The following is a 24,039-nucleotide window of genomic DNA, read 5'->3' as shown; positions in this document are numbered from 1 at the left end:
TCAGAGGAGGGAAGGATGAAAACTAGAAAAATCCCTTTGCGTAAGTCTGTTGTGTCCAATGAAGTGATTGATAAGCGTGACTTGCTCCGTATTGTCAAGAACAAAGAGGGACAGGTCTTTATCGACCCGACAGGCAAGGCTAATGGTCGTGGTGCTTATATCAAGCTAGACAATGCAGAAGCCCTTGAGGCCAAAAAGAAAAAAGTCTTTAACCGTAGCTTTAGTATGGAAGTTGAAGAAAGCTTTTATGACGAGTTGATTGCCTATGTTGATCACAAAGTGAAAAGAAGAGAGTTAGGACTTGAATAAGCAAAAAATTGCCAATCTCTTGGGTCTTGCTCAGAGAGCAGGGAAAATCATCTCGGGTGAAGAAATGGTGGTCAAGGCTATTCAAGACCAGAAAGTAAAACTGGTATTTCTTGCCCATGATGCTGGTCCCAATCTGACCAAGAAGATTCAGGATAAAAGTCATTATTATCAAGTAGAAGTTATTACCGTGTTTTCAACACTGGAATTAAGCATAGCAGTCGGAAAATCAAGAAAAGTTTTGGCTGTGACAGATGCTGGATTTACAAAGAAAATGAGGTCTCTTATGGAATAGAAGAGGAGGACATGATTTGTCTAAGAAAAGATTGTACGAAATCGCAAAAGAACTTGGAAAAGAAAGTAAAGAAGTTGTAGCGCGTGCAAAAGAGTTGGGCTTGGATGTAAAAAGCCACTCATCAAGTGTGGAGGAAGCAGCTGCTTCAAAAATCGTAGCAAGTTTTAAACCTGCTCCAGCTCCAAAGGTAGAATCGAAACCTGTGGCTCCAAAGCCAGTTGACGCTAAGGAAGAGGCAAAACCAGCAACAGCTGTTGCCCCTAAAGAAGAAAAAGTGGCACCAGTAAAACCACAGAGTCGAAACTTTAAGGCTGAGCGTGAAGCACGTGCAAAAGAGCAGGCAGAACGACGCAAGCAAAATAAGGGCAATAACCGTGATCACCAACAAAATGGAAATCGTCAAAAAAATGATAACCGTAATGGTGGTAAACAAGGTCAAGGCAATCGCGACAACCGTCGATTCAATGATCAAGGTAAAAAACAGCAAGGTCAGCAAAATCGCGGAAATGATCGCCGTCAGAAAGAGGACAAACGTCCAAATCAAGCTGGCCCACGCATTGACTTCAAAGCCCGTGCAGCTGCTCTAAAGGCAGAGCAAAATGCAGAATATGCTCGTTCAAGTGAGGAACGCTTCAAACAGTCTCAAGCTGCCAAAGAAGCCTTGGCTCAAGCAAACAAACGCAAGGAACCTGAGGAAATCTTTGAAGAAGCTGCTAAATTGGCTGAACAAGTACAGCAAGTTCAACCAGTGGTTGAAGTAGCTCCTGCAGCTAAAGAACCTGTAGTGGATACACGTCGTAAGAAACAAGCCCGACCAGACAAAGAACGTGATGATTTCGATCACGAAGAAGATGGTCCTAGAAAACAACAAAAGAATCGAAGTAGTCAAAATCAAGTGAGAAATCAAAGAAATAGTAACTGGAACAATAACAAAAAGAATAAAAAAGGCAATAACAAAAACAACCGTAATCAGGCCCCAAAACCTGTTACAGAGCGTAAGTTCCATGAATTGCCAACAGAATTTGAATATACAGATGGTATGACCGTCGCGGAAATTGCAAAACGTATCAAGCGCGAACCAGCTGAGATTGTTAAGAAACTCTTCATGATGGGCGTGATGGCGACACAAAACCAGTCCTTAGACGGTGAAACAATCGAACTCCTCATGGTCGATTACGGTATTGATGCTAAACAAAAGGTTGAAGTGGACAATGCTGATATCGAACGTTTCTTTGCTGAAGATGGTTATCTCAATGAAGATGAACTCGTAGAGCGTCCACCAGTTGTTACCATCATGGGACACGTTGACCATGGTAAGACAACCCTCCTAGATACCCTTCGTAACTCTCGTGTTGCGACAGGTGAAGCCGGTGGTATCACTCAGCATATCGGTGCTTATCAGATTGAAGAAAATGGGAAGAAGATTACCTTCCTTGATACACCAGGACACGCGGCCTTTACTTCTATGCGTGCGCGTGGTGCTTCTGTTACCGATATTACCATCTTGGTCGTAGCAGCAGATGACGGGGTAATGCCTCAGACTATCGAAGCCATCAACCACTCAAAAGCGGCTAATGTTCCAATCATCGTAGCTATCAACAAAATCGATAAACCAGGTGCTAACCCAGAACGTGTGATCGGTGAATTGGCTGAACATGGTGTTATGTCAACAGCTTGGGGTGGAGATTCTGAGTTCGTAGAAATCTCAGCCAAGTTCAACCAAAATATCGATGAACTCTTGGAAACTGTTCTACTTGTGGCTGAAATTCAAGAGCTCAAAGCTGATCCAACAGTTCGTGCCATCGGTACTGTTATCGAAGCTCGTTTGGATAAAGGAAAAGGTGCGGTCGCAACCCTCCTTGTTCAACAAGGTACTTTGAATGTCCAAGATCCAATCGTTGTCGGAAATACTTTCGGACGTGTCCGTGCTATGACTAACGACCTTGGACGTCGTGTGAAGGTTGCAGGCCCATCAACACCAGTATCAATCACTGGTTTGAATGAAGCGCCAATGGCAGGTGACCACTTTGCTGTTTACGAAGATGAAAAATCTGCTCGTGCAGCTGGTGAAGAGCGTGCAAAACGTGCTCTTATGAAGCAACGTCAAGCTACTCAACGTGTCAGCCTTGAAAACCTCTTTGATACCCTTAAAGCTGGAGAACTCAAGTCTGTTAACGTCATCATCAAGGCAGACGTACAAGGTTCTGTTGAAGCTCTCTCTGCATCACTTCAAAAGATTGATGTGGAAGGTGTTAAAGTAACTATTGTTCACTCAGCAGTAGGTGCTATCAATGAATCTGACGTGACTCTTGCCGAAGCTTCAAATGCCTTTATCGTTGGTTTCAACGTGCGTCCTACACCACAAGCTCGTCAACAAGCAGAAGCTGACGATGTAGAAATCCGTCTCCACAGTATCATTTACAAGGTTATCGAAGAGATGGAAGAAGCCATGAAAGGGATGCTTGACCCAGAATTTAAAGAAAAAGTTATCGGTGAAGCGATCATTCGCGAAACCTTCAAGGTATCTAAAGTGGGAACAATCGGTGGATTTATGGTTACCAGCGGTAAAGTTACTCGCGACTCTAAAGTCCGTGTCATCCGTGACGGTGTCGTTATTTACGATGGTGCCCTAGCTAGCTTGAAACACTATAAAGATGACGTTAAAGAAGTTACAAACGGCCGTGAAGGTGGTCTCATGATTGACGGCTACAATGATATCAAGATGGATGATGTGATTGAGGCCTACATCATGGAAGAAATCAAGAGATAATAGAGAAACGATAGCCGATTTGACTCGTCGTCAACAACGCCTTGATGAACCCTTAGTTCTATCTATGGCTTGTTTCCTAGATTCAAATGGCTCTAGTTCCTCTATCTACTAGACAAAGCTAGGTCTGCTGGCCTAGCTTTTGGTTCAATTGAGAGAAAGGAAAAAGCATGGCAAATCATTTCCGTACGGATCGTGTGGGCATGGAAATCAAGCGCGAAGTCAATGAGATTTTGCAAAAGAAAGTCCGTGATCCGCGTGTCCAAGGTGTGACTATCACTGATGTTCAGATGCTAGGTGACTTGTCTGTTGCTAAGGTCTACTACACTATTTTGAGTAATCTTGCCTCAGATAATCAGAAAGCTCAAGTCGGGCTTGAAAAAGCAACTGGCACCATCAAACGTGAGCTTGGTCGCAATTTGAAATTGTACAAAATTCCAGACTTAACTTTCGTCAAAGACGAATCCATCGAATATGGAAACAAGATTGACGAGATGCTACGCAATCTGGATAAAAATTAAGCAGAAAGAGGGGTAACCCTCTTTTTTAGTTAAAGAAAATATAAAAACTTAAAAACGTTATAAAAACTCGAGATATTACATGAAAACGCTTTATAATTTTTGGGTTGTATGGTATGATATTATATAATATAAAAATCAAAGGGAGATAGAAATGGCTGAACAAGATATTGCTATGCAAGTATTGCAACAAGTTGTGAAACTGCCAGTTGTTAAAGTTGATCGATCAAAATTTTTAGTTGATAAATTTTCTAATGAATTGGATCCAAGGGAAGTCCCTATATTATTGGAACAGGGACCAACAGCCTTGTTGTCTCAGGAAGTTTTAGATCGAGTAGCAAACGCATGTATTAGAGATAATGTCTTGTTAGCAAGTGGGACCTCTGTTTTAGCTGGATTACCTGGTGGGCTTGCCATGGCGGTTACTATACCAGCAGATGTAGCCCAGTTTTATGCTTTTTCATTGAAATTAGCGCAAGAATTAGGTTATATCTATGGATACGATGATCTCTGGGCTTCTCGTGACGAGTTGAGTGAAGATGCTCAAAATACACTTTTGCTCTATCTTGGTGTAATGCTAGGAGTGAATGGAACTGCTGCTCTACTTCGTGCTGGTGGTGTTGCGATTGCCAAGCAAGTTATGAAAACAGTTCCTCAGAAAGCTTTAACAAAGACACTTTGGTATCCAATTTTGAAGAAAGTTTTGAAAATTTTTGGGGTTAATCTGACAAAAGGAGGCCTAGCCAAAGGAATGGGAAAATTTATTCCGATCTTAGGAGGTGTCATTTCGGGAGGTTTAACATTTGCGACCATGAAGCCAATGGGAGAAAGTCTGCAAAAGGAATTGTCTAAATTGGTTAATTATGACGAAGTACAATATCAGGAAGATATAGAAACTATCCGAAAAGAAGTGGAAATTATAGAAGGAGATTGACATGGGTATCGTAAAAGTGTTGGCCAAAACTTATGGTAATTATTTTCTTACAACCCAAGCTTTAAAAGTTGCAGAAACCATAAAAAAAGATGAAAACACAGTAGTTAGTTTGGGAAAATTAGTTCTCGTAGATAAGCTTATGGACACAGCTACTTGGTTGATGAAGCCAGAGGATATAGAATGAAATCTTTTTGGAAGCTCTTCATTCTTCTTTTTATAACACCAATTGTTGGTCTGATAAAAATACTCTGGTTCCTAATCTCTTTCGCCTTCCAATTACTGTTCTATAAGATTCTTTTCAAGATCATAGACTGGTTTTTCAAACTTCTCTGATGATCATGGTAAGGATAAGACTTTGAGGTTTTACTAGTAAGAGTCTATATAATTAGAAATAATGAAGTGATACGAAATAAACTAGCAAGTCTTCTACTGCTAGTTTTTTAATCTTTGCCCTTGTGGTATAATAAAAAAGAAAAAACTGTTAGAGAATATGATGGAGGTTATGATGGACAATATCATTGATGTATCTATTCCTGTTGCGGAAGTGGTGGACAAGCATCCAGAAGTTTTAGATATCCTAGTAGAACTTGGTTTTAAACCTCTTGCAAATCCCTTGATGCGAAATACAGTCGGACGAAAAGTATCGCTCAAACAGGGATCTAAGCTCGAAGGAACTCCTATGGACAAGATTGTTCGTACACTGGAAGCAAATGGTTACGAAGTGATTGGATTAGACTAATGGTAGATGAACGAATTCATGTCCTACGGGATATTTTATTAGAATTGCATAATGGAGCCTCACCTGAATCCGTTCAGGAACGCTTTGATGCAACCTTTACAGGTGTATCAGCTATCGAGATTTCCCTCATGGAGCACGAGTTGATGAACTCGGACTCAGGTGTGACCTTTGAAGACGTCATGGAGCTCTGTGATGTCCATGCCAATCTCTTTAAAAATGCTGTTAAGGGTGTCGAAGTTGAAGATACAGAGCATCCAGGTCATCCCGTGCGTGTCTTTAAGGATGAAAATCTAGCCCTCCGTGCTGCCTTGATTCGTGTTCGTAGATTATTAGATACATATGAGTCTATGGAAGACGAGGAAATGCTTGCGGAGATGCGTAAGGGTTTGGTTCGCCAGATGGGTCTTGTAGGTCAATTTGACCGTCACTACCAGCGCAAGGAAGAACTCTTCTTTCCTATTATGGAGCGTTATGGACATGATTCGCCTCCAAAAGTCATGTGGGGAGTTGATGACCAGATCAGGGAACTCTTTCAAACAGCAATGGAGACAGTCAAATCCTTACCAGAGATACCAATTAGCACTGTAAAGGAAGCTTTTGAAGCTTTTGCGACAGAGTTTGAAAGTATGATTTTCAAGGAAGAATCTATCCTCCTCATGATTCTACTCGAATCCTTCACCCAGGATGACTGGATTCAGATTGCTGAGGAAAGTGATGCTTATGGCTATGCCATTATCCGACCTTCTGAAAAATGGGTGCCAGACCGTCAGAATTTTGTTGAGGAAAAAAGAGAAGAGGAATTTGTTCAGCAAGATAGGAAAGATGGACAGGTTCAACAAGTGATTGATACGCCAGAAGGTCAGTTTACTATTACCTTCACACCTAAGAAAAAGGAAACAGTGGTAGACCGCCATAGCCAACAGGCTTTTGGCAATGGCTATCTTTCAGTTGAACAAGCCAATCTTATTCTCAATCACCTGCCAATGGAGATTACCTTTGTTAATAAGGATGATATTTTCCAGTATTACAATGACAATACGCCAGCAGATGAGATGATTTTCAAGCGGACACCGTCTCAAGTCGGGCGCAATGTTGAGCTTTGTCACCCGCCCAAGTACCTTGATAAGGTAAAGACCATTATGAAAGGTCTTCGTGACGGGGTCAAGGACAAGTACGAGATGTGGTTCAATTCCGAGTCACGAGGTAAGTTTGTCCATATCACCTATGCTGCAGTACACGATGAAAATGGAGAATTTCAAGGTGTGCTGGAGTATGTTCAGGATATCCAGCCCTACCGTGAGATTGATACAGACTACTATCGAGGAATAGAATAAGGAGAAACAATGAGTTACGAACAAGAATTTATGAAAGAATTTGAAGCCTGGGTCAATACCCAGATCATGATTAATGATATGGCGCTCAAGGAAAGCCAAAAGGTCTATGAAGAAGATCAAGATGAGCGTGCTAAAGATGCCATGATTCGCTATGAAAGCCGCTTGGATGCCTACCAGTTCTTGCTAGGCAAATTTGAAAATTTCAAGGCAGGCAAGGATTTCCATGATTTGCCAGAAGGTTTATTTGGTGAGAGACATTATTAAGAGCTATAAAAAAAGTGTGGTCTATAAACCGCACTTTTTACATATGATGGGTATGCTTGGTAATCCATTGTTCTGTTTTTATTTTTAACCAAAATGAATAGATTCCAAGAGTGATAATCGTCAGTAAGAACCATTTGATCTAATTTCCAAATAACTGGGCGCCAGTTCCATCAAAGTATAAACGTTGACCATCGATGACAGTATGTCTGACTTTCCAATCTTGCATAAAACAAACTGCCCAAGGTGTGGCAATTCCTAGAGTTAAGGCGATGATGAAAAAAGCGACAATTGAGTGCCCGATAAAGCTGAGTAATCCACCGTCAAAATAACTTTCTTTGTTCATTTAGAGTCTCCTTAGAATTTTATGGATAAGTAAATCGTTACTTTGAGGTATTGTACCATAGGAGGAGATAGGAGTCAATATTTCTTGAAATGAGGTACATATAGTTCAAACGAAAATAGCATTCACGATTTGTCCTACTTATCTTTTTGTGTTACAATGTTAGCATGAAAACGAAAAATATCATTAAAACAGGTTTGGCATTAGTAGGCCTCGGAGCACTTGCTTTTGGAGCTAAGAAAGTAGCCGATGACCATAAACTCATGAAAACGCAGGAAGAGTTGACCGCTATTGTGCGTGACTCCTTTTCAGAGATGGGTGAAATTGCGACTCTCTATGTCCAAGTCTACGAAAGTAGCTTAGAGCGTCTCGTTGGTGGTGTCATTTTTGAGGATGGTCGTCACTATACCTTTGTCTATGAAGATGAAGATCTTATCTATGAGGAGGAAGTCTTATGATAAATCCTCATAGTTTGGAAGAACTAGCTAATCTAGTTGAACAGGATGGCAAGAAGGTCTTCCTTTTTGTTGCGGATTGGTGTGGCGATTGTCGTTATATCTACCCTGCCTTGCCAGAGATTGAAGAATCAAATCCAGAGTTTACCTTTATACGAGTAGACCGTGATGAGTACATGGAACTAGCTAAACTTTGGGATGTTTACGGGATTCCAAGTCTTGTTGTTTTAGACAAGGACAAGGAGATTGGGCGCTTTGTTAATCGTGACCGTAAAACCAAGGCACAAATTAACGACTTTTTAGCAGGATTAAAATAGGAGAAAAGAAAGAATGATTTTTACATATAACAAAGAACATGTCGGTGATGTCCTTATGGTCATCGTGAAAAACAGTGGCGATGCCAAACTAGATGTTGAACGTAAAGGCAATGTGGCGCGTGTTTTCCTAAAGGAAACTGGTGAAACTGTTGCTTGGAATATTTTTGAAGTTTCTAGCTTATTCGAAATTGAGGAACGTGGCCAAGTATTCTTGACAGACGACCAAGTAGCTCGTTTGAACCAAGAATTGCAAGCTCAAGATTTTACCGAAGAGATTATCAATGACAAGGAACCGAAATTTGTGGTTGGAGAAATTGTAGAGATGGTGGCACATCCAGATAGTGATCACTTGAACATCTGTCAAGTTGCTGTTGGAAATGATAAGACAGTGCAAATCGTGGCAGGTGCTCCAAATGCGCGTCTTGGTTTGAAAACCATTGTAGCTCTTCCGGGAGCTATGATGCCAAAAGGGAATCTCATTTTCCCAGGGGAACTTCGTGGGGAAAAGAGTTTTGGGATGATGTGCAGTCCTCGTGAACTTGCCTTACCAAATGCTCCACAAAAACGTGGTGTCATTGAACTGTCAGACGACCAAGTTGTTGGAACTCCATTCGATCCAGCAAAACATTGGACAGCTTAATCCGTAACAGTTATCTATGCTGTTCGCTTGAGGGGAAATAAGATGGCAAAAAATGTAGTGATTACAGGTGCAACATCAGGTATCGGTGAAGCAATTGCGCGTGCATATCTAGAAAAAGGTGAGAATATCGTTCTCACAGGGCGTCGAACAGAAAGACTTGAAGCTCTCAAAACTGAGTTCGTAGAAGCCTTTCCAAATCAAAAAGTTTGGACTTTTTCTTTAGATGTTACGGATATGAGCATGGTTAAGACTGTCTGTTCAGATATTCTAAAAACTGTGGGTCAGATTGATATATTGGTCAATAATGCTGGACTTGCTTTAGGCTTAGCTCCCTATCAGGACTATGAAGAGTTGGATATGCTGACCATGCTGGATACCAATGTCAAGGGCTTGATGGCAGTTACTCGTTGTCTCTTGCCTTCTATGGTAGCAGCCAATCAAGGCCATATCATTAATATGGGTTCAACCGCAGGTATTTACGCTTACGCTGGTGCAGCAGTCTATTCAGCAACCAAGGCTGCAGTCAAGACCTTTTCGGATGGACTACGGATTGATACCATTGCGACTGATATCAAGGTGACAACCATTCAGCCTGGTATTGTAGAGACTGACTTTTCTAAGGTCCGTTTCCATGGAGATGAGGAACGGGCTGCAACGGTCTATCAGGGGCTCGAAGCCTTGCAGGCACAAGATATCGCAGATGCTGTGGTTTATGTGACCAGCCAACCTCGTCGTGTGCAAATCACAGATATGACCATCATGGCCAATCAACAAGCAACTGGATTTATGATTCACAGAGATTAACATTATTTTAAAAAAGTTACAAATTTTGTAACTTTTTTCTTTTACCTTCGAATAGATAAGTAGGAGGATGAAAAAATGTATAATAAAGTTATTATGATCGGACGTTTGACGTCTACACCAGAGTTGCACAAAACCAACAATGATAAGTCTGTCGCACGAGCAACTATCGCAGTGAATCGCCGTTATAAAGATCAAAACGGAGAACGTGAAGCAGACTTCATCAATATTGTAGTATGGGGCAAGCTTGCTGAAACCTTGGCTAGTTATGGCAGTAAAGGTAGTCTCATTTCTGTGGATGGGGAACTTCGTACCCGTAAGTTTGAGAAGAATGGCCAGACCAACTATGTAACAGAAGTTCTCTGTACAAGTTTCCAACTCTTAGAAAGTCGCGCCCAACGTGCTATGCGTGAAAATAATGCTGGACAAGACTTAGCAGATTTGGTCTTGGAAGAAGAGGAACTTCCATTTTAATATCAATCAAATAGAAGAGCTGGTTCGCCTATAGACCAGCTTTTTCTATTATTTTTGTAGTATTGTTCGGAAATTAATTCTTAAATAGGTCAAATAAATGCACTTGTACAATAAAATCAAGCACTTTTTTTGAAAAAGTAGTAGAATAAAGTAATATATATTCAAAATTTTCAGAAAAGGAATGAAATTTGAAGAAAAATAAAGAGAAAATAGAATTGTTGAAATGGCTGATAAAGCGTCTATTACTACTGATTCCAGTGGTCTGTGTTCTCTTATGGGTTTTCGGCCGTTGTCAAACAAGTGGCATCAAGGATCAGACTAAAATTGGTGTCACCTATATGACCATGAACAATGGGTTCTATAAAAGTATTCATTCGGAAATTAGTCGAATTGCCGATGAAAGAGGAGCTCTTGTTTACGTCCGAGATCCAGAATTGGACGAAGAAAGACAGAGCCAACAGATTGATGATTTTTGTGCTCAAAAAGTTGATATGATAGTGATCAATCCGGTCAAGGGGGATAGCCAGTCAATTTTAACTGCTCTTGAAAAAGCTAGAAAACAAGGAATTAAAATCATTGCGGTCGATACCCAACTGAAGAATTTTAAGCCAGATGCAAGTATTGTATCCGATAACTACCAAGCGGGAGTATTGATTGCTAAAGAGTTGATGAAACGTTCTTCTAGTGCTCGGGTCCTCCTTTTGGAACATAAGGGGACTGTTTCAGCAGATACGAGGATTCAAGGCTTTAAAGATACTATAGAGGGGCACAGTTCTTATCAGATTGTTTCGGAACTGGAAACCAAGGGGCAGACGGAGATTGCTATGCCGGCTGTCCAAAACTTCTTACAGTTAGGGGTTGAAATTGATACCTTGGTTGCCTTAAATGACCGCTCAGCTATAGGAGCTCTGGCTGCAATTAAGGAGCAAGGAATAACTTACCCCATTGCGATTTATGGAATCGATGGTTCACCAGATATGAAATCTTTGTTGCACTCGACGGATGATGTTGTGGGAACCGTTGCTCAGTCTCCTTTGAAGATGGGAGACCGCGTGATGGAGGTCATTCAAGATATTGCTGAAGGGAAGAGCTATAACAAAGAGGTGAGCATTCCAGTTGAAATGATGACAAAGGAAAACATTGATCAGTTTGATGTGAATGGGTGGCAGTAATGAGAAAGTTTAGAGGTGTTCGATACAGTTTAGCCATTCTTATGGTCGTCAATTTTATCGCTGTTATGCTAAACAGTATCATCTATCTTCAAGCAACCAACTATATCATAGCTCAACGCCAAGCCTCTCTATTATTAGAGCGTCTAGAGCGTATTCCCTTTGCTCCATCTACGACTTTTTGGTTGTCTGCAGTTTTGTTTGCTGGGATTGCTTTGATATCGATGAGTCGATATCGGCCTCAAACGAGTCGATGGTCTATTTTTGATAAGAGGAATATTCTGGAGATTCTCCTGATGCTGCTTCTGATGTGGGTTCAAAATGTAGCTTATAACGGGCTCATTCTCTTGGTTTTTGCGGATATCTTCTATGGTTCCAAAGAGTTGAATACCAAGAGAGATCGGAAGTATTGGTTTGCCTTTATCCTAGTGAGCTTCTTGATGCTCCTTGTGACAAATTCAGATGTCTTTTCTCTTTTCTTCCCGATTCCGTCCTTAGATGTCTATATTCATTTTTATCCTGAATCTATCCGCATTCTGGCCTTTTTCTTAAAGAATTCCCTTTATGCCTCAAATATGGTACTCTTCATTATTTCACTTTTGTTTTATATTATGAACGTCCTTGCGGAAAACCACGAAGTAGAGGAAGAATTGGCTATGGTGTCCAAGGTTAATACGGAGTTGAACAATTATATGGCCTTGTCTGAGAAGATTGCAGAGGATCGGGAGCGTAAGCGGATTGCTCGTGAGATTCATGATACTTTGGGGCACGCACTAACAGGCATCTCAGCAGGTTTAGATGCTGTTGGGGTCTTGATCGATATCGATCCAAATCGGGCAAAAGAGCAGGTGAAAAACGTATCAGAAGTGGTCCGTGAAGGAATCCAAGATGTGAGAGGTTCTCTTAATCGTCTTCGTCCGGGAGCCCTTGAGGGACGAACTCTCAAAGATGCTTTAGAAAAGACCATCCGCGAGTATCAAATTCTTTCCAACTTACAAGTTGATCTAAACTATGAATGGGTAGATGTCGATATGGATGTCATGATTGAAGATACGATCTTTCGTGTGATTCAAGAGTCTATGACCAATGCGGTTCGCCACGGTCACGCCAGCCAACTAAAACTCCATTTTTTTGAGGATAAAGAGAATTATTTGATCGCTTTGCAAGATAATGGAGTTGGGTTTGAAACCTTAACTTATGGTTATGGACTCAAACAGATGATGGAGCGTATTTCAATTCTAGGAGGCCAGCTTCAATTTGAAAGTCGCGATGGATTTTTCACACGTGTCAGTTTACCAAAATATAAAGAAGGGAGATAAGATATGGTGATAAAAGTAATGGTGGCAGATGACCAAGCCTTGATTCGAGAATCTTTGAAAATTATTTTGTCGGCTCACTCCGACATCGAAGTGGTAGCTACAGTGGAAGATGGGAATCATGTCTTGTCCAGCATTCCACAGACGCATCCGGATCTGATCCTTATGGATATTCGGATGCCAGGCATGGATGGGGTTTTGGCTACAAAAGAAGTAAAAGAACACTATCCGGATATCAAAATTATTATTTTAACAACTTTTGACGATGATGAATTTATCTATAGTGCACTCAAGTATGGTGCTTCAGGATATCTCTTAAAGGGAGCCTCGACAGAAGAGCTCTATGAGGCTATTAAGGTGGTGCATCAGGGTGGAGCTATGATCAACCCCAATATCGCAAGCAAGGTCTTTCAGATCTTCTCTCAAATGGCCAAATCGAATTTCTCTATTGCTGTGGATGAGGACAACGTCAAGGATTTGAGCACGACAGAATGGCGAATTATTCAAGAAGTAGGCTATGGCGAGTCAAACAAAGAAATTGCTGCAAAACTCTTCTTATCAGAAGGAACTGTGCGCAATTACTTATCAACGATTTTGGCGAAATTAAACCTAAGAGATCGAACGCAATTAGCAATTTGGTCAGTTCAAACAGGAGTGACTAGACGCGATTTTTCAAAAGGAAATACGGAATGAAATTAAACCGAAAGCATCTTTGTTGGGGAATCGTTCTCCTTTTTGTGGTCTCTGTGAGTACTAGTTTTTATTGGTGGAAACAACAACCGATCGTGCTCCATATAGGAGTTTATGCAGGATCTAGTTGGGATGTACCGACCAGTCAACGCTCCCATGCTTTGGATCTTGCGATTCAAAAATTTGAAAAGTCCCATCCTAATGTCCGTGTGGAATATGAAAATGGGATTCCACAGTCGGATTATTCAGACTGGCTCTCAGAAAAGATTGTTTCAGGAAAGACGCCGGATGTGTTTATGGTCTCTGAGCAAGATCTGTCCTTATTGGCGGCGCGTGGCGTTCTAGAAAAGTTAAATGGCTATATGAATCAAGAAGACCAAGCTGCTTTTTATCCTGTTGCATTTGAATCAGGTGTCTATCAGGGGCAATCCTATGCATTACCTTATGAAAGTAATCCTATTTTGATGTGTGTTAATAAAGATTTGCTGGACAAAGAAGGCATTGAGGTTCCCAAGGAAGGTTGGAGCTTGGAAGAGTTCTATACAATTTGTAAAAAACTAACCAAAGATACCAATGGAGATGGTCAATTGGATCAGTTTGGGAGTACAGAATATACATGGAAAGAAGCTTTGGCAGCAAATGGGGGTAGTCTTTTTCAAGGAGGGATGCTCAAACTTACGGCTCCAGAAGTCAAAGAGTCTTTGACTTTTTTACAAAAATTGGAAGAGTTGAATAAGAACTATAAGGTGAGTTCCAAAGATTTTGACCAGGGGAAAGTCGCTTTTTATCCCATGACTTTGGCTCAATATAGAACCTATAAACCTTATCCTTACCATGTTTCAAAATATTCAAACTTCACCTGGACCTGTATCCCTATGCCTGCTAAGTCAAAAACTACCAAGGCGACTTTGGTTACGACGACTTCTTTTGCCATGTCTGCTCGGACTCCTCATTCCAAGTTAGCTTGGGAATTGATGCAATTGTTGACAGAAGATCCAGAAATTCAACAACTCCTCTTTGCTCAATCTCAAGGGATTTCCGTTATGCCACAGGTGGTCCAAAGTCAATCTAGTAAAGATCTTCTACAGGTAGATGATTTTGGCACGGATTCCTTGACCAATCAGACCTTGAACCGTATCATGGAACAAGCTGTTGAAAGTAGTCCCAAGAATGTCTCTAAAGAAATGTTGGAAAAGCTGGACTACTTGATTGACAATGCTTTGCGCGATCAAGATGTCGAGAACCGCTTGCCTCAAATTCAGAGGGAAATTGAAAGTAGTCTTCAGGTAGGAGTTTAAAGAAAAATAAGATGACATCGTGTCAAGTGACAGATGTCATTTTTTTATTGCTAAATGTCATGTTTATAATGTGACATTTGACAATGTAAAAACGCTTTCAAATAATCTACAATAGAGTCAAATAAAGGAGGCGTAGCAAAATGAAATACCTCATTTTAGTCAGTCATGGAGGATTGGCAGAAGGCCTAAAAACATCACTAGCTATGTTTGCTGGTGATAAGATGAACCAGGTCATTGCAGTTGGACTCAAAGAAGGAAAATCGGTCGATGATTTTGCGGTTGAATTTAGAGAAAGCATTTCAGAATTGACAGCAGATGATTCTGTATTGGTCCTGGCAGATATTGTAGGCGGTAGTCCATTAACCACAGCAGCAACTGTCCTAGAAGAAGTTGGGAAGCTAGAGGGGGCCGTGATTCTTGGTGGAATGAACCTTACCATGGCTTTAACAGCAGTAGTAATGAAGGATGTGTTGGATGGAGACGATTTGTCAGCTACCATCTTATCAGAAGCACAATCTGCACTACAGCCTTTTGAAGTTTCAGCCACCAGTGCTGAAGAAGATGATGACGATATTTAATAGGGAGGTACCTTATGGTAGTAACATTTGTACGGATTGATGACCGCATGATTCACGGTCAAACAGTCACACGCTGGGCAAAGGAAAAACCATGTGATGGTTTGATTGCCGTAAACGATGCAGCAGCATCAAACAAGGTTTTAATCCAGGCATACAAGGGTGCATCAGACAAGAAAACCTTTGTATGGACAAAAGAAGCCTTTAAAGAAAAATCAGCAAAAGTAACGGAATCAGATAGTCGTTACTTCTTGATCACCAAAAATCCAATCGATATGAAGGAAATTTTGGTGGACCAAGGTTTTGTTCCAGGGGATGTTAAAGAAATCATCGTAGGCCCTGCAAATGATCGTCCTGGTGCAGTGAAATTGGGTAATAACCAATCCATCACACAGGAAGAAGCAGAAGCCTTCCAAGCCATTCAAGCAGCAGGCTATAAGGTGAAATTCCAGTTGTTGCCTGATGTTTCGATTGGTTACTGGGATGATTTCAAATCTAAATTTGGTTTTTAAACCTAACAATTTTATTAGTTAGGTAAATAAATTTACAAACATAAGGAGCGTTTGTTATGACAATTTCATGGATTCAAGCAATCTTGCTTGCTGTTTTCGCCAGCTTGTCTTCAATGCCTGGTATGGGAGGTTCCAGTATCGGGAACTATACACTCGGTCGTCCCTTGATCGGTGGGTTGATTTCAGGTTTAATTCTTGGAGATGTGACAACTGGTATTATGGTCGGGGTTGCCCTTCAAGTCGTTTATATCGCCTTGGTAACACCTGGTGGAACCGTATCTGCCGATGTTCGTGCCATCTCTTATATCGGTGTTCCTCTTGCTATCTTATTTGTGCATGCAAATCACATCACAGACGAAGCTGGAATTGCCGCAGCTGCAGCCCCAATCGGTGCAGCCGTTGGGACAATCGGTACTGTTCTTTTCTACGGTACAGCTACAATGAACTTGCTTTGGCAACACATTGGTTGGAAAGCCGTTGAAGAAGGAAACTTCAAAAAACTCTACGCAGTTGACTGGGTTTATCCTTGGATCTCTCACTTCCTCTTCTCTTTCCTTCCAACTATGATTATCACCAAATATGGTGAAAACATGGTTGATTTGATGAAACTTTACCTTCCTATGGATGGTTTCTGGATGAAAGCCCTCTTTACAGTTGGAGCCCTTCTCCCATGTGTCGGTATTGCTATCTTGTTGAAACAAATTGTTACAAAAGCAACTGACTTCATTCCATTCTTTGTTGGATTTACCTTGGCTAAATCTCTCGGCTTGAACTTGGTAGCTAGTGCGGTTGTTTCATTGATCTTTGCAGTAATCTACTATGAACTTGAAGTAATCAAATCTATGAAAGCTGCTCCAGCTGGGGTTGTTTATGTAGACGATGATGAGGAGGATATTTAAAATGGCTGATAGAAAGAAAATTTCAAAGAAAACATTAGCAAAAGCATTTCATCATTGGTATTATGGTCATTTGACTTGTTTCTCTCAAGAACACATGCAAACCTTTGGGTACTTGACTTCTATGCTTCCAATCGTAGAAGAAATGTATGATACAAAAGAAGAACAAAAAGATGCCATGCAAACCTATACTGCTTTCTTCAATACTGAACCGCAACTTGGATCTCTTGTTGTAGGGATTACAGCTGGTTTGGAAGAAGCACGTGCAAATGGAGATGCAGTAGATGGTGAAACCATCAATGGGATGCGTGCCGGTTTGATGGGACCAATCGCTGGTATTGGTGACTCTTTGATCGTTGGTACCTTGATTCCAGTTCTTTTGGGGATTGCCCTCGGTCTTTCTAAAGGTGGTAACGTCGCTGGTGCTATCTTCTACATCGTCGTATGGAACCTCTTAGTATACTTTGGTATGCGCTTTGCCTTCTTCAAAGGATATCAATTGGGGGATAAAGCTGTTGAATTCCTAGTAGGACCAAAAGGACAAGCTCTTCGTAAAGCAATTAGCGTTGTTGGTGGTATGGTTATTGGTGCGGTAGCAGCAACTTGGGTATCTGTTACAACGGCCCTTCAATTCGAGAATTCTGAAGGAAAAGTCTTCTTAAATATCCAAGAAAAGATTGATGGTGTTTATCCAGGTCTCTTGACAGCAACTTTCATCACTATTTGCTGGTGGTTAATGTCTAAGAAAAAAGTTTCACCAAACAAAGTTATGTTGCTTCTAGTTGTTGTCGCTTTGGTCGGTGTTGCTCTAGGTATCTTTGACCCACATCTTAATTACTAAGCTCAAGAAAAGCACATATTTACTAGTAGGAAATTTTGAGAATGAAGTAGACTAACCTCCTTCTCTTGCCCTTCATTCTCAATTTTTGTCAGGAGGATCCTCATGGTTACAAAACAAGAACTTGTTAATGGATATGAAACAGAAATTAAGTATCAACGTCATATGATTGAAAATCTTGGCCGTTGGTTTAGCTTACTCTTTATCATTGCCAGTATAGGTATAGTCTTAATTTATCTCTTTCATAAAAGCTTCCTCCCAATCTTAATGTTCGGAATTTTACTTGCCTTGGTTGGAATATTGGGAATGGTGGTTTTTGGATATGGTATCTATCGAGGACGGATCAATCTCCAAAAAGTCGTCGATGATTTTAATCGAAAGTTAATAATTCTAAAGTGATCTTTAAGGAACATCTCATTCATTTTGAGGTGTTTTTTTCTTGACTATTTCTGACTAAGTGATACAATAGAACTATGGTTTAGCACTCGTTGGCAAAGAGTGCTAACAATATGATTATGTTATGGAGGAAAACAGATGTTGAAACCGTTAGGAGACCGCGTGGTCTTGAAAATTGAAGAAAAAGAACAAACTGTTGGAGGCTTTGTCCTTGCAGGATCAGCCCAAGAAAAAACAAAAACAGCTACAGTAGTGGCTACTGGACAAGGCGTTCGTACCTTGAGTGGTGAACTAGTCGCTCCAAGTGTAAAAGTTGGAGATCAAGTTTTAGTCGAAGCTCATGCAGGTATCGAGGTCAAAGATGGTGACGAAAAATATGTCATCGTGGGTGAAGCTAACATCTTAGCAATCGTTGAAGAATAATAGGAGGAAGTAAGTATGTCAAAAGAGATTAAATTTTCATCTGATGCACGTTCAGCAATGGTCCGTGGTGTTGATATCCTAGCTGATACGGTTAAAGTAACCTTGGGACCTAAAGGCCGTAATGTTGTTCTTGAAAAATCATTCGGCTCACCATTGATTACCAATGATGGTGTAACAATCGCTAAAGAAATCGAACTAGAAGACCATTTTGAAAATATGGGTGCCAAATTGGTATCAGAAGTAGCTTCTAAAACCAATGATATCGCGGGTGACGGGACAACAACTGCAACAGTTTTGACCCAAGCTATTGTTCGTGAAGGGATCAAAAACGTTACAGCAGGAGCAAATCCAATCGGTATTCGTCGAGGGATTGAAGCAGCGGTTGCAACTGCTGTAGAAGCCTTGAAGAACAATGCCATTCCAGTATCAAGCAAGGAAGCTATTGCACAAGTCGCTGCCGTATCCTCTCGTTCTGAAAAAGTAGGTGAGTACATCTCTGAAGCCATGGAAAAAGTTGGCAAGGATGGAGTTATCACTATTGAAGAATCACGTGGGATGGAAACAGAGCTTGAAGTTGTAGAAGGAATGCAATTTGACCGAGGTTATCTATCACAGTACATGGTCACTGACAATGAAAAAATGGTTGCAGACCTTGAAAATCCATACATTTTGATTACAGATAAGAAGATTTCAAATATTCAAGAAATCTTGCCCCTACTAGAAAGCATCCTTCAAAGCAGTCGTCCACTCTTGATTATTGCAGACGATGTTGACGGTGAAGCTCTTCCAACTCTTGTTTTGAACAAAATTCGTGGAACCTTCAACGTAGTTGCTGTTAAGGCACCTGGATTTGGTGACCGTCGTAAGGCTATGCTGGAAGACATCGCGATTTTGACAGGCGGAACTGTTATTACAGAAGATCTTGGTCTTGAATTGAAAGATGCTACTATCGAAGCGCTTGGTCAAGCAGCTAAAGTGTCTGTTGATAAAGATAGTACAGTCATTGTAGAAGGTGCAGGTAATCCTGAAGCAATTGCTAACCGTGTTGCTGTCATCAAATCACAAATTGAAACAACAACTTCAGAATTTGACCGTGAAAAACTCCAAGAACGCTTGGCTAAGTTGTCAGGTGGGGTAGCAGTTATCAAGGTCGGAGCTGCGACTGAAACAGAATTGAAAGAAATGAAACTCCGCATCGAAGACGCCCTCAATGCGACTCGCGCAGCTGTTGAAGAAGGTATCGTTGCAGGTGGTGGTACTGCCCTTGTCAATGTTATCTCTGCTGTTGCTGCCTTGGAGTTAGAAGGCGATGAAGCAACAGGTCGCAATATTGTTCTTCGCGCCTTAGAAGAGCCTGTTCGTCAAATCGCTTATAATGCAGGTTATGAAGGTTCAATCGTAATTGATCGTTTGAAGAATGCAGAAGCTGGTACAGGCTTCAACGCTGCAACAGGTGAATGGGTCAACATGATTGAAGCAGGAATTATCGATCCTGTTAAGGTTAGTCGTTCAGCCCTTCAGAACGCAGCTTCAGTAGCAAGTTTGATTCTAACGACAGAAGCAGTCGTAGCTAACAAACCAGAACCAGCTGCACCAGCGCCAGCTATGGATCCATCTATGATGGGTGGCTACTAAGAAATAAATAAAAACAGGTAGAATGAAAGATTTCTACCTGTTTCTTTTGAATTACTCAAAAAGAGGAAGCTCAGCCTCCTCTTTTTACATCTGTTTAATTATGGTTTGATAACTTCAGCTCCACCCATGTATGGACGAAGAACTTCTGGAATGGTCACAGAACCATCTTCGTTTTGATAGTTTTCAAGGATAGCAGCGACTGTACGTCCAACAGCAAGTCCAGAACCGTTCAAGGTGTGAAGGAGTTTCACTTTTCCATCGGCTTCATCACGGTAGCGGATTTGGGCACGACGAGCTTGGAAATCTTCTGTATTTGAACAGCTTGAGATTTCACGGTAGGTATTTTGCGCAGGAATCCATACTTCCAAGTCATAAGTCTTAGCAGCTGAGAAGCCCATGTCTCCTGTAGAAAGAGCAACTACGCGATATGGAAGGTTGAGTTTTTGAAGGATGTTTTCAGCGTTGGCTGTCATCTTTTCTAGTTCTTCGTATGACTCTTCAGGTTTGGCAAATTTCACCATTTCTACCTTGTGGAATTGGTGTAAACGAATCAAACCACGAGTATCACGACCAGCTGAACCAGCTTCAGAACGGAATGATGGGCTCATAGCAGTAAAGTAGATTGGTAAGTCTTTTCCATCAAGAATTTCATCACGATAGTAGTTGGTCAGAGGAACTTCAGCAGTAGGAATGAGGACGTAGTTCGTATCTTTCAATTCAAACGTATCTTCTTTGAATTTTGGATATTGACCAGTACCGAACATAGAATCATGGTTAACCATGTAAGGTGTGATGACTTCAGTGTAACCTTCTTTTCCATGCTCATCCAACATAAAGTTGTAGATAGCACGTTCCAAACGAGCCCCAAGTCCTTTATAGAAGAGGAAGCGCGCTCCAGTTACCTTTCCACCACGTTCCCAGTCAAGAATACCAAGATCTTCACCTAGATCCCAGTGAGCTTTTGGTTCAAAGTCGAACTTGCGAGGAGTTCCCCAACGGCGAACTTCTACGTTATCATCTTCGTCTGCACCGATAGGCACGCTATCAGCTGGGATATTTGGAAGTGTAGTAGTAAATTCAGTCAATTTCGCATCGATTTCTGCCAATTCAGCATCAAGAGCTTTTACCTCGGCAGAGAGGGTTTGCATAGCTGCAATCTTGTCGTCTGCATTTTCCTTGTTACGTTTAGCTTGGGCAATCTCAGCAGAAACTGTGTTACGTTCAGCCTTGAGGGTTTCAACCTTAACCAAGATGTCACGTCGTTTGGCATCGATTTCTTTCATCTCGTTCAAGATAGCAGCATCTACACCACGTGTAGCTAGTTTTTCTGCAACAGCATCAAAGTCTGTACGAATACGTTTGATATCTAACATATAAACTCCTTTATGAAAAAAGCACACCCGACAAAGCGTTGGAGTGGCAGGGCCACGGTTCCATCCAACTTCACAGGTGTGCACTTGATTCTGTATTTGATTTAAAACAACGGTAGAATTTCAATTAAATCTTCTATCTGCTCGCAGCACCCGCAGACTTTCTGAAAGAAGGAAGTAACCTACTTATCCGTTTCTATGATTATACTAAACTTTCTATTTTTTTGCAAATAGATTTTTAATTTTTCGGCCAATGATTTGGATTAAGGTAGGAAGTTTGACTACCTTGTCATTTCCCAGTTTTTCACGAGCTATTTTAAGAATTTTTCCAGAGTCTTTTGAGGCGAAGAGGAATTTTCCTTGATCTGTAAAGACTTCAAAATGCCGACTAACCTTGCGGCCTGAAACATTGGCTCCGATTTGATTAATGCTGGACCATGGGATTTGAATATAGTCCTCGACATTACGATCTGAGTAAAATTCTAGGGCATGATCTCCGACCAGAAATTTTCCAACCTTTCCTGTAATGGAGAGATAGGAGGTTCCAGTTGTTTGCAAGTCGACGACCTTGTTGAGGGATTGTGCCATGTTTAGTCTTCCTTATTTTCACCGAAAAATGCTTGGTAGAGAGCTTTAAGAGCGGCTTTTTCTTGGTCTTTATGGACAACAAACATGATAGAAACTTCACTAGAACCTTGAGACATCATTTGGATGTTGATGTTGTTCTCAGATAAGGCACGAGTGGCTGTAGCAGTTACCCCGATATGACGCTTCATTTTTTCCCCAACAATCATAATGATAGAGAGGTCGTGTTCGATTTCAGCGTGGTCTACCTCTGCTTTTTGGACTAATTGACGAAGGATTTCTTCTTCCTTGATCGGAGTTAATTCTCGTGAACGTAAGATGATAGACAGGTCATCGATACCAGTTGGCATATGTTCCCAACCAATATTAAGGTCCTCAAGGATCTGAAGAACTTTACGACCAAAACCGATTTCGCGGTTCATCAGATATTTAGACATATTAATGCTGACAAAGCCAGAATCACCAGCGATCCCAACAACTGGGAATTTGTCGCTGCTATGTTGTAGCACAATGCGAGTACCTGGGTGGTCTGGATTGTTGGTATTTTTAATGACAAGAGGAATTTTCCCACGGTAGGCTGGTAGAAGTGCTTCATCGTGTAGTACAGAGAATCCAGCATAGGCCAATTCACGCATTTCACGGTAGGTCAATTCAGGGATAGAGTGTGGCTTATGGATAATACCAGGGTGAGCTGCAAAGATTCCGTCTACATCAGTAAAGTTTTCATAGAGGTCAGCCTTGACACCAGCAGCGATGATGGAACCAGTAATATCTGATCCCCCACGTGAGAAGGTACAAATTTGATCTTCTTTCGTAACACCGAAGAAACCAGGGATAACAAGAACTTCAGTTGAATTTGTCAATTCCTCGATTTTATCGTAACTTGATGGGATGATACGTGCATTTCCAGGTTCGCTCGTAACGACGATACCAGCTTCTCTAGGATGAACATAACGCGCCTCCAAGCCATTTTGGTTAAAGTAGGCTGCAATCAATTTGGCATTGTTGTTTTCCCCTGCAGCAAGGAAGGTATCGTAAAGAAACTTATTCTCTTCAATTGGAAGAGTTGCAAGAGCACGGATGCTTTTTGAAATTTTATCTAAAACGGCTGGTTTAAGACCTAATTCGCTAACCATAGCAGCATAGCGATCAATAATCCAGTTTTGGCTTTTACTAATGTCATTTCCAGCTACATAGTCGCGGTAGTATTTAATTAAGGCGTCTGTAACCTTAGTGTCTTCAGAATTACGTTTACCAGGGGCAGATACAACCACAAAACGACGTTCTGGGTCACTTTTGACAATATTTAAAACTTTTTCTAATTGACTAGCAGAGGCAAGCGAGCTTCCACCAAATTTAACAACCTTCATAAGAACTCCTAAAGTAAGTATTTTATACGATTATAGCAGAAAGAGGGGCTTTTTTCAATCTGGAAAATGTCCTATATAATTGTTTGAAAGTCTCATCAGGAAATCTTATAATAAAGGTGTAGGAGGAAAGATTCTTCTAATGAAAGGAGTTGGGAAAGATGATTAAAAGAGTAATTTGTTTAATACTACTAGTCCTGACCTTCGTGATGATTCCTACAAATATCGGAGCAAGTTCTCATCCTCTTCCCAGTGGTCGTTTGACCGGAGAGGAATTAGCGATGGAGTATGCGCAAGAGCGTCAGATTTCAGTTGAGAGGGCAAAAATTATCTTATCTATCGGCTTGTCAGATAGTAAGGCAAGGACCTATCGGATTCTCTCTGAAAAGATTATCGTCAATCCTGACTATGAAGCTAGAATCAAGTTTTATTGTCGAACAGATGAAAGTGGACAATTTAGAGGAATCACGAAACTCTTAGCTACAAGTCTGGTCAACAAGGACGGAGACAAGGAAGTTCCTTTTACAGGAAATCTTTTTGCCTACCTTGAAGATCCAAATCGTGTTTTTCACATGGTTTCAGGAGAATTCTACCACAAGGGATCCAACCAAGAACAGCTTTATCAGAGAGAAGGAGGACGAATGCTTGAAGTGATTTATGATTTCATGGATGATACAAGTACTGGTTTTCCTGTATTTTTAGAGACCAAACTAAGATTTTAAAATCGGCCGAGACACTTTCGGTCGATTTTTCTCTTGTCTAATAAGCTGGAAAAAGATATAATT

Annotated in this window: 29 protein-coding genes and 1 pseudogene; 26 read left to right on the top strand and 4 right to left on the bottom strand. The window is 41.0% G+C overall.

Going from position 1 to position 24,039, the window contains the following annotated elements; translation table 11 throughout:
- Positions 1-15: 15 nt before the first annotated feature.
- The 9 genes from PCY08_RS06220 to PCY08_RS06180 all read left to right on the top strand — a co-directional run bounded on the left by PCY08_RS06220 (position 16) and on the right by PCY08_RS06180 (position 7,157).
- The gene (locus PCY08_RS06220; protein ID WP_000857562.1) at positions 16-309 is read left to right on the top strand and encodes a YlxR family RNase P modulator; all 294 of its coding nucleotides are present in this window, start codon (positions 16-18) and stop codon (positions 307-309) included.
- Positions 302-601, top strand: a complete 300-nt coding sequence (locus PCY08_RS06215; protein WP_223140590.1) for a YlxQ-related RNA-binding protein — start codon at positions 302-304, stop codon at positions 599-601. Before PCY08_RS06220 ends, PCY08_RS06215 begins: the two co-directional genes overlap by 8 nt.
- Positions 602-617: 16 nt before the next feature.
- Positions 618-3,371, top strand: a complete 2,754-nt coding sequence (gene infB, locus PCY08_RS06210) for a translation initiation factor IF-2 (RefSeq protein ID WP_301559782.1) — start codon at positions 618-620, stop codon at positions 3,369-3,371.
- Positions 3,372-3,538: 167 nt separating this feature from the next.
- Positions 3,539-3,889: a 30S ribosome-binding factor RbfA gene (gene rbfA / locus PCY08_RS06205; RefSeq protein ID WP_001273602.1), complete on the top strand. Its 351-nt coding sequence runs from the start codon at positions 3,539-3,541 to the stop codon at positions 3,887-3,889.
- Positions 3,890-4,040: 151 nt separating this feature from the next.
- Positions 4,041-4,820, top strand: a complete 780-nt coding sequence (locus tag PCY08_RS06200; RefSeq protein WP_301559781.1) for a hypothetical protein — start codon at positions 4,041-4,043, stop codon at positions 4,818-4,820.
- A gap of 1 nt (position 4,821) precedes the next feature.
- Positions 4,822-5,004: a hypothetical protein gene (locus tag PCY08_RS06195; RefSeq protein WP_301559780.1), complete on the top strand. Its 183-nt coding sequence runs from the start codon at positions 4,822-4,824 to the stop codon at positions 5,002-5,004.
- Positions 5,005-5,325: 321 nt separating this feature from the next.
- Positions 5,326-5,559 (top strand): DUF1858 domain-containing protein, encoded by a 234-nt coding sequence (locus PCY08_RS06190; protein WP_000368732.1) that lies wholly within the window; start codon positions 5,326-5,328, stop codon positions 5,557-5,559.
- On the top strand, positions 5,559-6,893 hold the full coding sequence (locus tag PCY08_RS06185) for a DUF438 domain-containing protein (RefSeq protein WP_301559779.1): 1,335 nt from the start codon (positions 5,559-5,561) through the stop codon (positions 6,891-6,893). The genes PCY08_RS06190 and PCY08_RS06185 overlap by 1 nt, the downstream gene beginning before the upstream one ends.
- A 9-nt stretch (positions 6,894-6,902) precedes the next feature.
- The gene (locus tag PCY08_RS06180; protein ID WP_049527031.1) at positions 6,903-7,157 is read left to right on the top strand and encodes a DUF1912 family protein; all 255 of its coding nucleotides are present in this window, start codon (positions 6,903-6,905) and stop codon (positions 7,155-7,157) included.
- Between the two features lie 37 nt (positions 7,158-7,194).
- On the opposite strand, the pseudogene PCY08_RS06175 reads toward PCY08_RS06180, so the two are convergent.
- Positions 7,195-7,500 (bottom strand): annotated as a pseudogene (locus PCY08_RS06175) (DUF898 family protein).
- A 164-nt stretch (positions 7,501-7,664) separates the two neighbouring features.
- On the opposite strand from PCY08_RS06175, the gene PCY08_RS06170 reads away from it, so the two are divergent.
- The 16 genes from PCY08_RS06170 (at position 7,665) to groL (ending at position 19,932) form a co-directional block, all read left to right on the top strand.
- On the top strand, positions 7,665-7,955 hold the full coding sequence (locus PCY08_RS06170) for a DUF4651 domain-containing protein (RefSeq protein ID WP_000850670.1): 291 nt from the start codon (positions 7,665-7,667) through the stop codon (positions 7,953-7,955).
- Complete coding sequence (locus PCY08_RS06165) at positions 7,952-8,269, top strand: thioredoxin family protein (protein ID WP_301559778.1); 318 nt, start codon at positions 7,952-7,954, stop codon at positions 8,267-8,269. Before PCY08_RS06170 ends, PCY08_RS06165 begins: the two co-directional genes overlap by 4 nt.
- A gap of 13 nt (positions 8,270-8,282) precedes the next feature.
- Positions 8,283-8,909: a YtpR family tRNA-binding protein gene (gene ytpR, locus PCY08_RS06160; RefSeq protein ID WP_301559777.1), complete on the top strand. Its 627-nt coding sequence runs from the start codon at positions 8,283-8,285 to the stop codon at positions 8,907-8,909.
- 42 nt (positions 8,910-8,951) lie between these two features.
- Positions 8,952-9,713: an SDR family NAD(P)-dependent oxidoreductase gene (locus tag PCY08_RS06155; protein ID WP_301559776.1), complete on the top strand. Its 762-nt coding sequence runs from the start codon at positions 8,952-8,954 to the stop codon at positions 9,711-9,713.
- Between the two features lie 75 nt (positions 9,714-9,788).
- Positions 9,789-10,184, top strand: a complete 396-nt coding sequence (locus tag PCY08_RS06150; protein WP_301559775.1) for a single-stranded DNA-binding protein — start codon at positions 9,789-9,791, stop codon at positions 10,182-10,184.
- 188 nt (positions 10,185-10,372) lie between these two features.
- Positions 10,373-11,356, top strand: coding sequence for a substrate-binding domain-containing protein (locus PCY08_RS06145; RefSeq protein WP_049527042.1), 984 nt, complete (start codon positions 10,373-10,375; stop codon positions 11,354-11,356).
- A complete protein-coding gene (locus tag PCY08_RS06140; protein WP_049527044.1) occupies positions 11,356-12,672 on the top strand; it encodes a sensor histidine kinase in 1,317 nt (438 codons plus the stop codon). The genes PCY08_RS06145 and PCY08_RS06140 overlap by 1 nt, the downstream gene beginning before the upstream one ends.
- Positions 12,673-12,678: 6 nt before the next feature.
- Positions 12,679-13,362 carry a response regulator transcription factor gene (locus PCY08_RS06135; protein WP_006147185.1) on the top strand — a complete coding sequence of 228 codons (684 nt, stop codon included), beginning with the start codon at positions 12,679-12,681 and terminating at the stop codon, positions 13,360-13,362.
- On the top strand, positions 13,359-14,657 hold the full coding sequence (locus tag PCY08_RS06130) for a sugar ABC transporter substrate-binding protein (RefSeq protein WP_301559774.1): 1,299 nt from the start codon (positions 13,359-13,361) through the stop codon (positions 14,655-14,657). Before PCY08_RS06135 ends, PCY08_RS06130 begins: the two co-directional genes overlap by 4 nt.
- Positions 14,658-14,797: 140 nt before the next feature.
- Positions 14,798-15,235, top strand: coding sequence for a PTS sugar transporter subunit IIA (locus tag PCY08_RS06125; RefSeq protein ID WP_301559773.1), 438 nt, complete (start codon positions 14,798-14,800; stop codon positions 15,233-15,235).
- Between the two features lie 14 nt (positions 15,236-15,249).
- Positions 15,250-15,744: a PTS sugar transporter subunit IIB gene (locus tag PCY08_RS06120; protein WP_000261775.1), complete on the top strand. Its 495-nt coding sequence runs from the start codon at positions 15,250-15,252 to the stop codon at positions 15,742-15,744.
- Positions 15,745-15,800: 56 nt separating this feature from the next.
- A complete protein-coding gene (locus PCY08_RS06115) occupies positions 15,801-16,643 on the top strand; it encodes a PTS sugar transporter subunit IIC (RefSeq protein ID WP_006151610.1) in 843 nt (280 codons plus the stop codon).
- Positions 16,627-17,481 carry a PTS system mannose/fructose/sorbose family transporter subunit IID gene (locus PCY08_RS06110; protein ID WP_301559772.1) on the top strand — a complete coding sequence of 285 codons (855 nt, stop codon included), beginning with the start codon at positions 16,627-16,629 and terminating at the stop codon, positions 17,479-17,481. Before PCY08_RS06115 ends, PCY08_RS06110 begins: the two co-directional genes overlap by 17 nt.
- A gap of 102 nt (positions 17,482-17,583) precedes the next feature.
- A complete protein-coding gene (locus PCY08_RS06105; protein ID WP_301559771.1) occupies positions 17,584-17,877 on the top strand; it encodes a DUF202 domain-containing protein in 294 nt (97 codons plus the stop codon).
- 135 nt (positions 17,878-18,012) lie between these two features.
- Positions 18,013-18,297 (top strand): co-chaperone GroES, encoded by a 285-nt coding sequence (groES, locus tag PCY08_RS06100; RefSeq protein WP_301559770.1) that lies wholly within the window; start codon positions 18,013-18,015, stop codon positions 18,295-18,297.
- Between the two features lie 15 nt (positions 18,298-18,312).
- Positions 18,313-19,932, top strand: coding sequence for a chaperonin GroEL (gene groL, locus PCY08_RS06095; RefSeq protein ID WP_301559769.1), 1,620 nt, complete (start codon positions 18,313-18,315; stop codon positions 19,930-19,932).
- Between the two features lie 98 nt (positions 19,933-20,030).
- On the opposite strand, the gene serS is transcribed toward groL, so the two are convergent.
- The 3 genes from serS to PCY08_RS06080 all read right to left on the bottom strand — a co-directional run bounded on the left by serS (position 20,031) and on the right by PCY08_RS06080 (position 23,257).
- Positions 20,031-21,305, bottom strand: a complete 1,275-nt coding sequence (gene serS, locus PCY08_RS06090; RefSeq protein WP_223140603.1) for a serine--tRNA ligase — start codon at positions 21,303-21,305, stop codon at positions 20,031-20,033.
- A 213-nt stretch (positions 21,306-21,518) separates the two neighbouring features.
- Positions 21,519-21,890, bottom strand: coding sequence for a DUF956 family protein (locus PCY08_RS06085; RefSeq protein WP_301559768.1), 372 nt, complete (start codon positions 21,888-21,890; stop codon positions 21,519-21,521).
- A gap of 2 nt (positions 21,891-21,892) precedes the next feature.
- Positions 21,893-23,257, bottom strand: a complete 1,365-nt coding sequence (locus PCY08_RS06080) for an aspartate kinase (protein ID WP_301559767.1) — start codon at positions 23,255-23,257, stop codon at positions 21,893-21,895.
- Between the two features lie 158 nt (positions 23,258-23,415).
- Here PCY08_RS06080 and PCY08_RS06075 point away from each other — a divergent pair, with 158 nt between their 5' ends.
- Positions 23,416-23,976: a hypothetical protein gene (locus PCY08_RS06075; protein ID WP_301559766.1), complete on the top strand. Its 561-nt coding sequence runs from the start codon at positions 23,416-23,418 to the stop codon at positions 23,974-23,976.
- Positions 23,977-24,039 lie beyond the last annotated feature (63 nt).

It is taken from the genome of Streptococcus sp. SO4 (genome assembly GCF_030440055.1).
GTDB classification, from domain to species: Bacteria; Bacillota; Bacilli; order Lactobacillales; family Streptococcaceae; genus Streptococcus; species Streptococcus nidrosiense.
The sequence above is the reverse complement of the archived record's forward strand: the minus strand, read 5'-3'. Positions and strand labels throughout refer to the sequence as shown.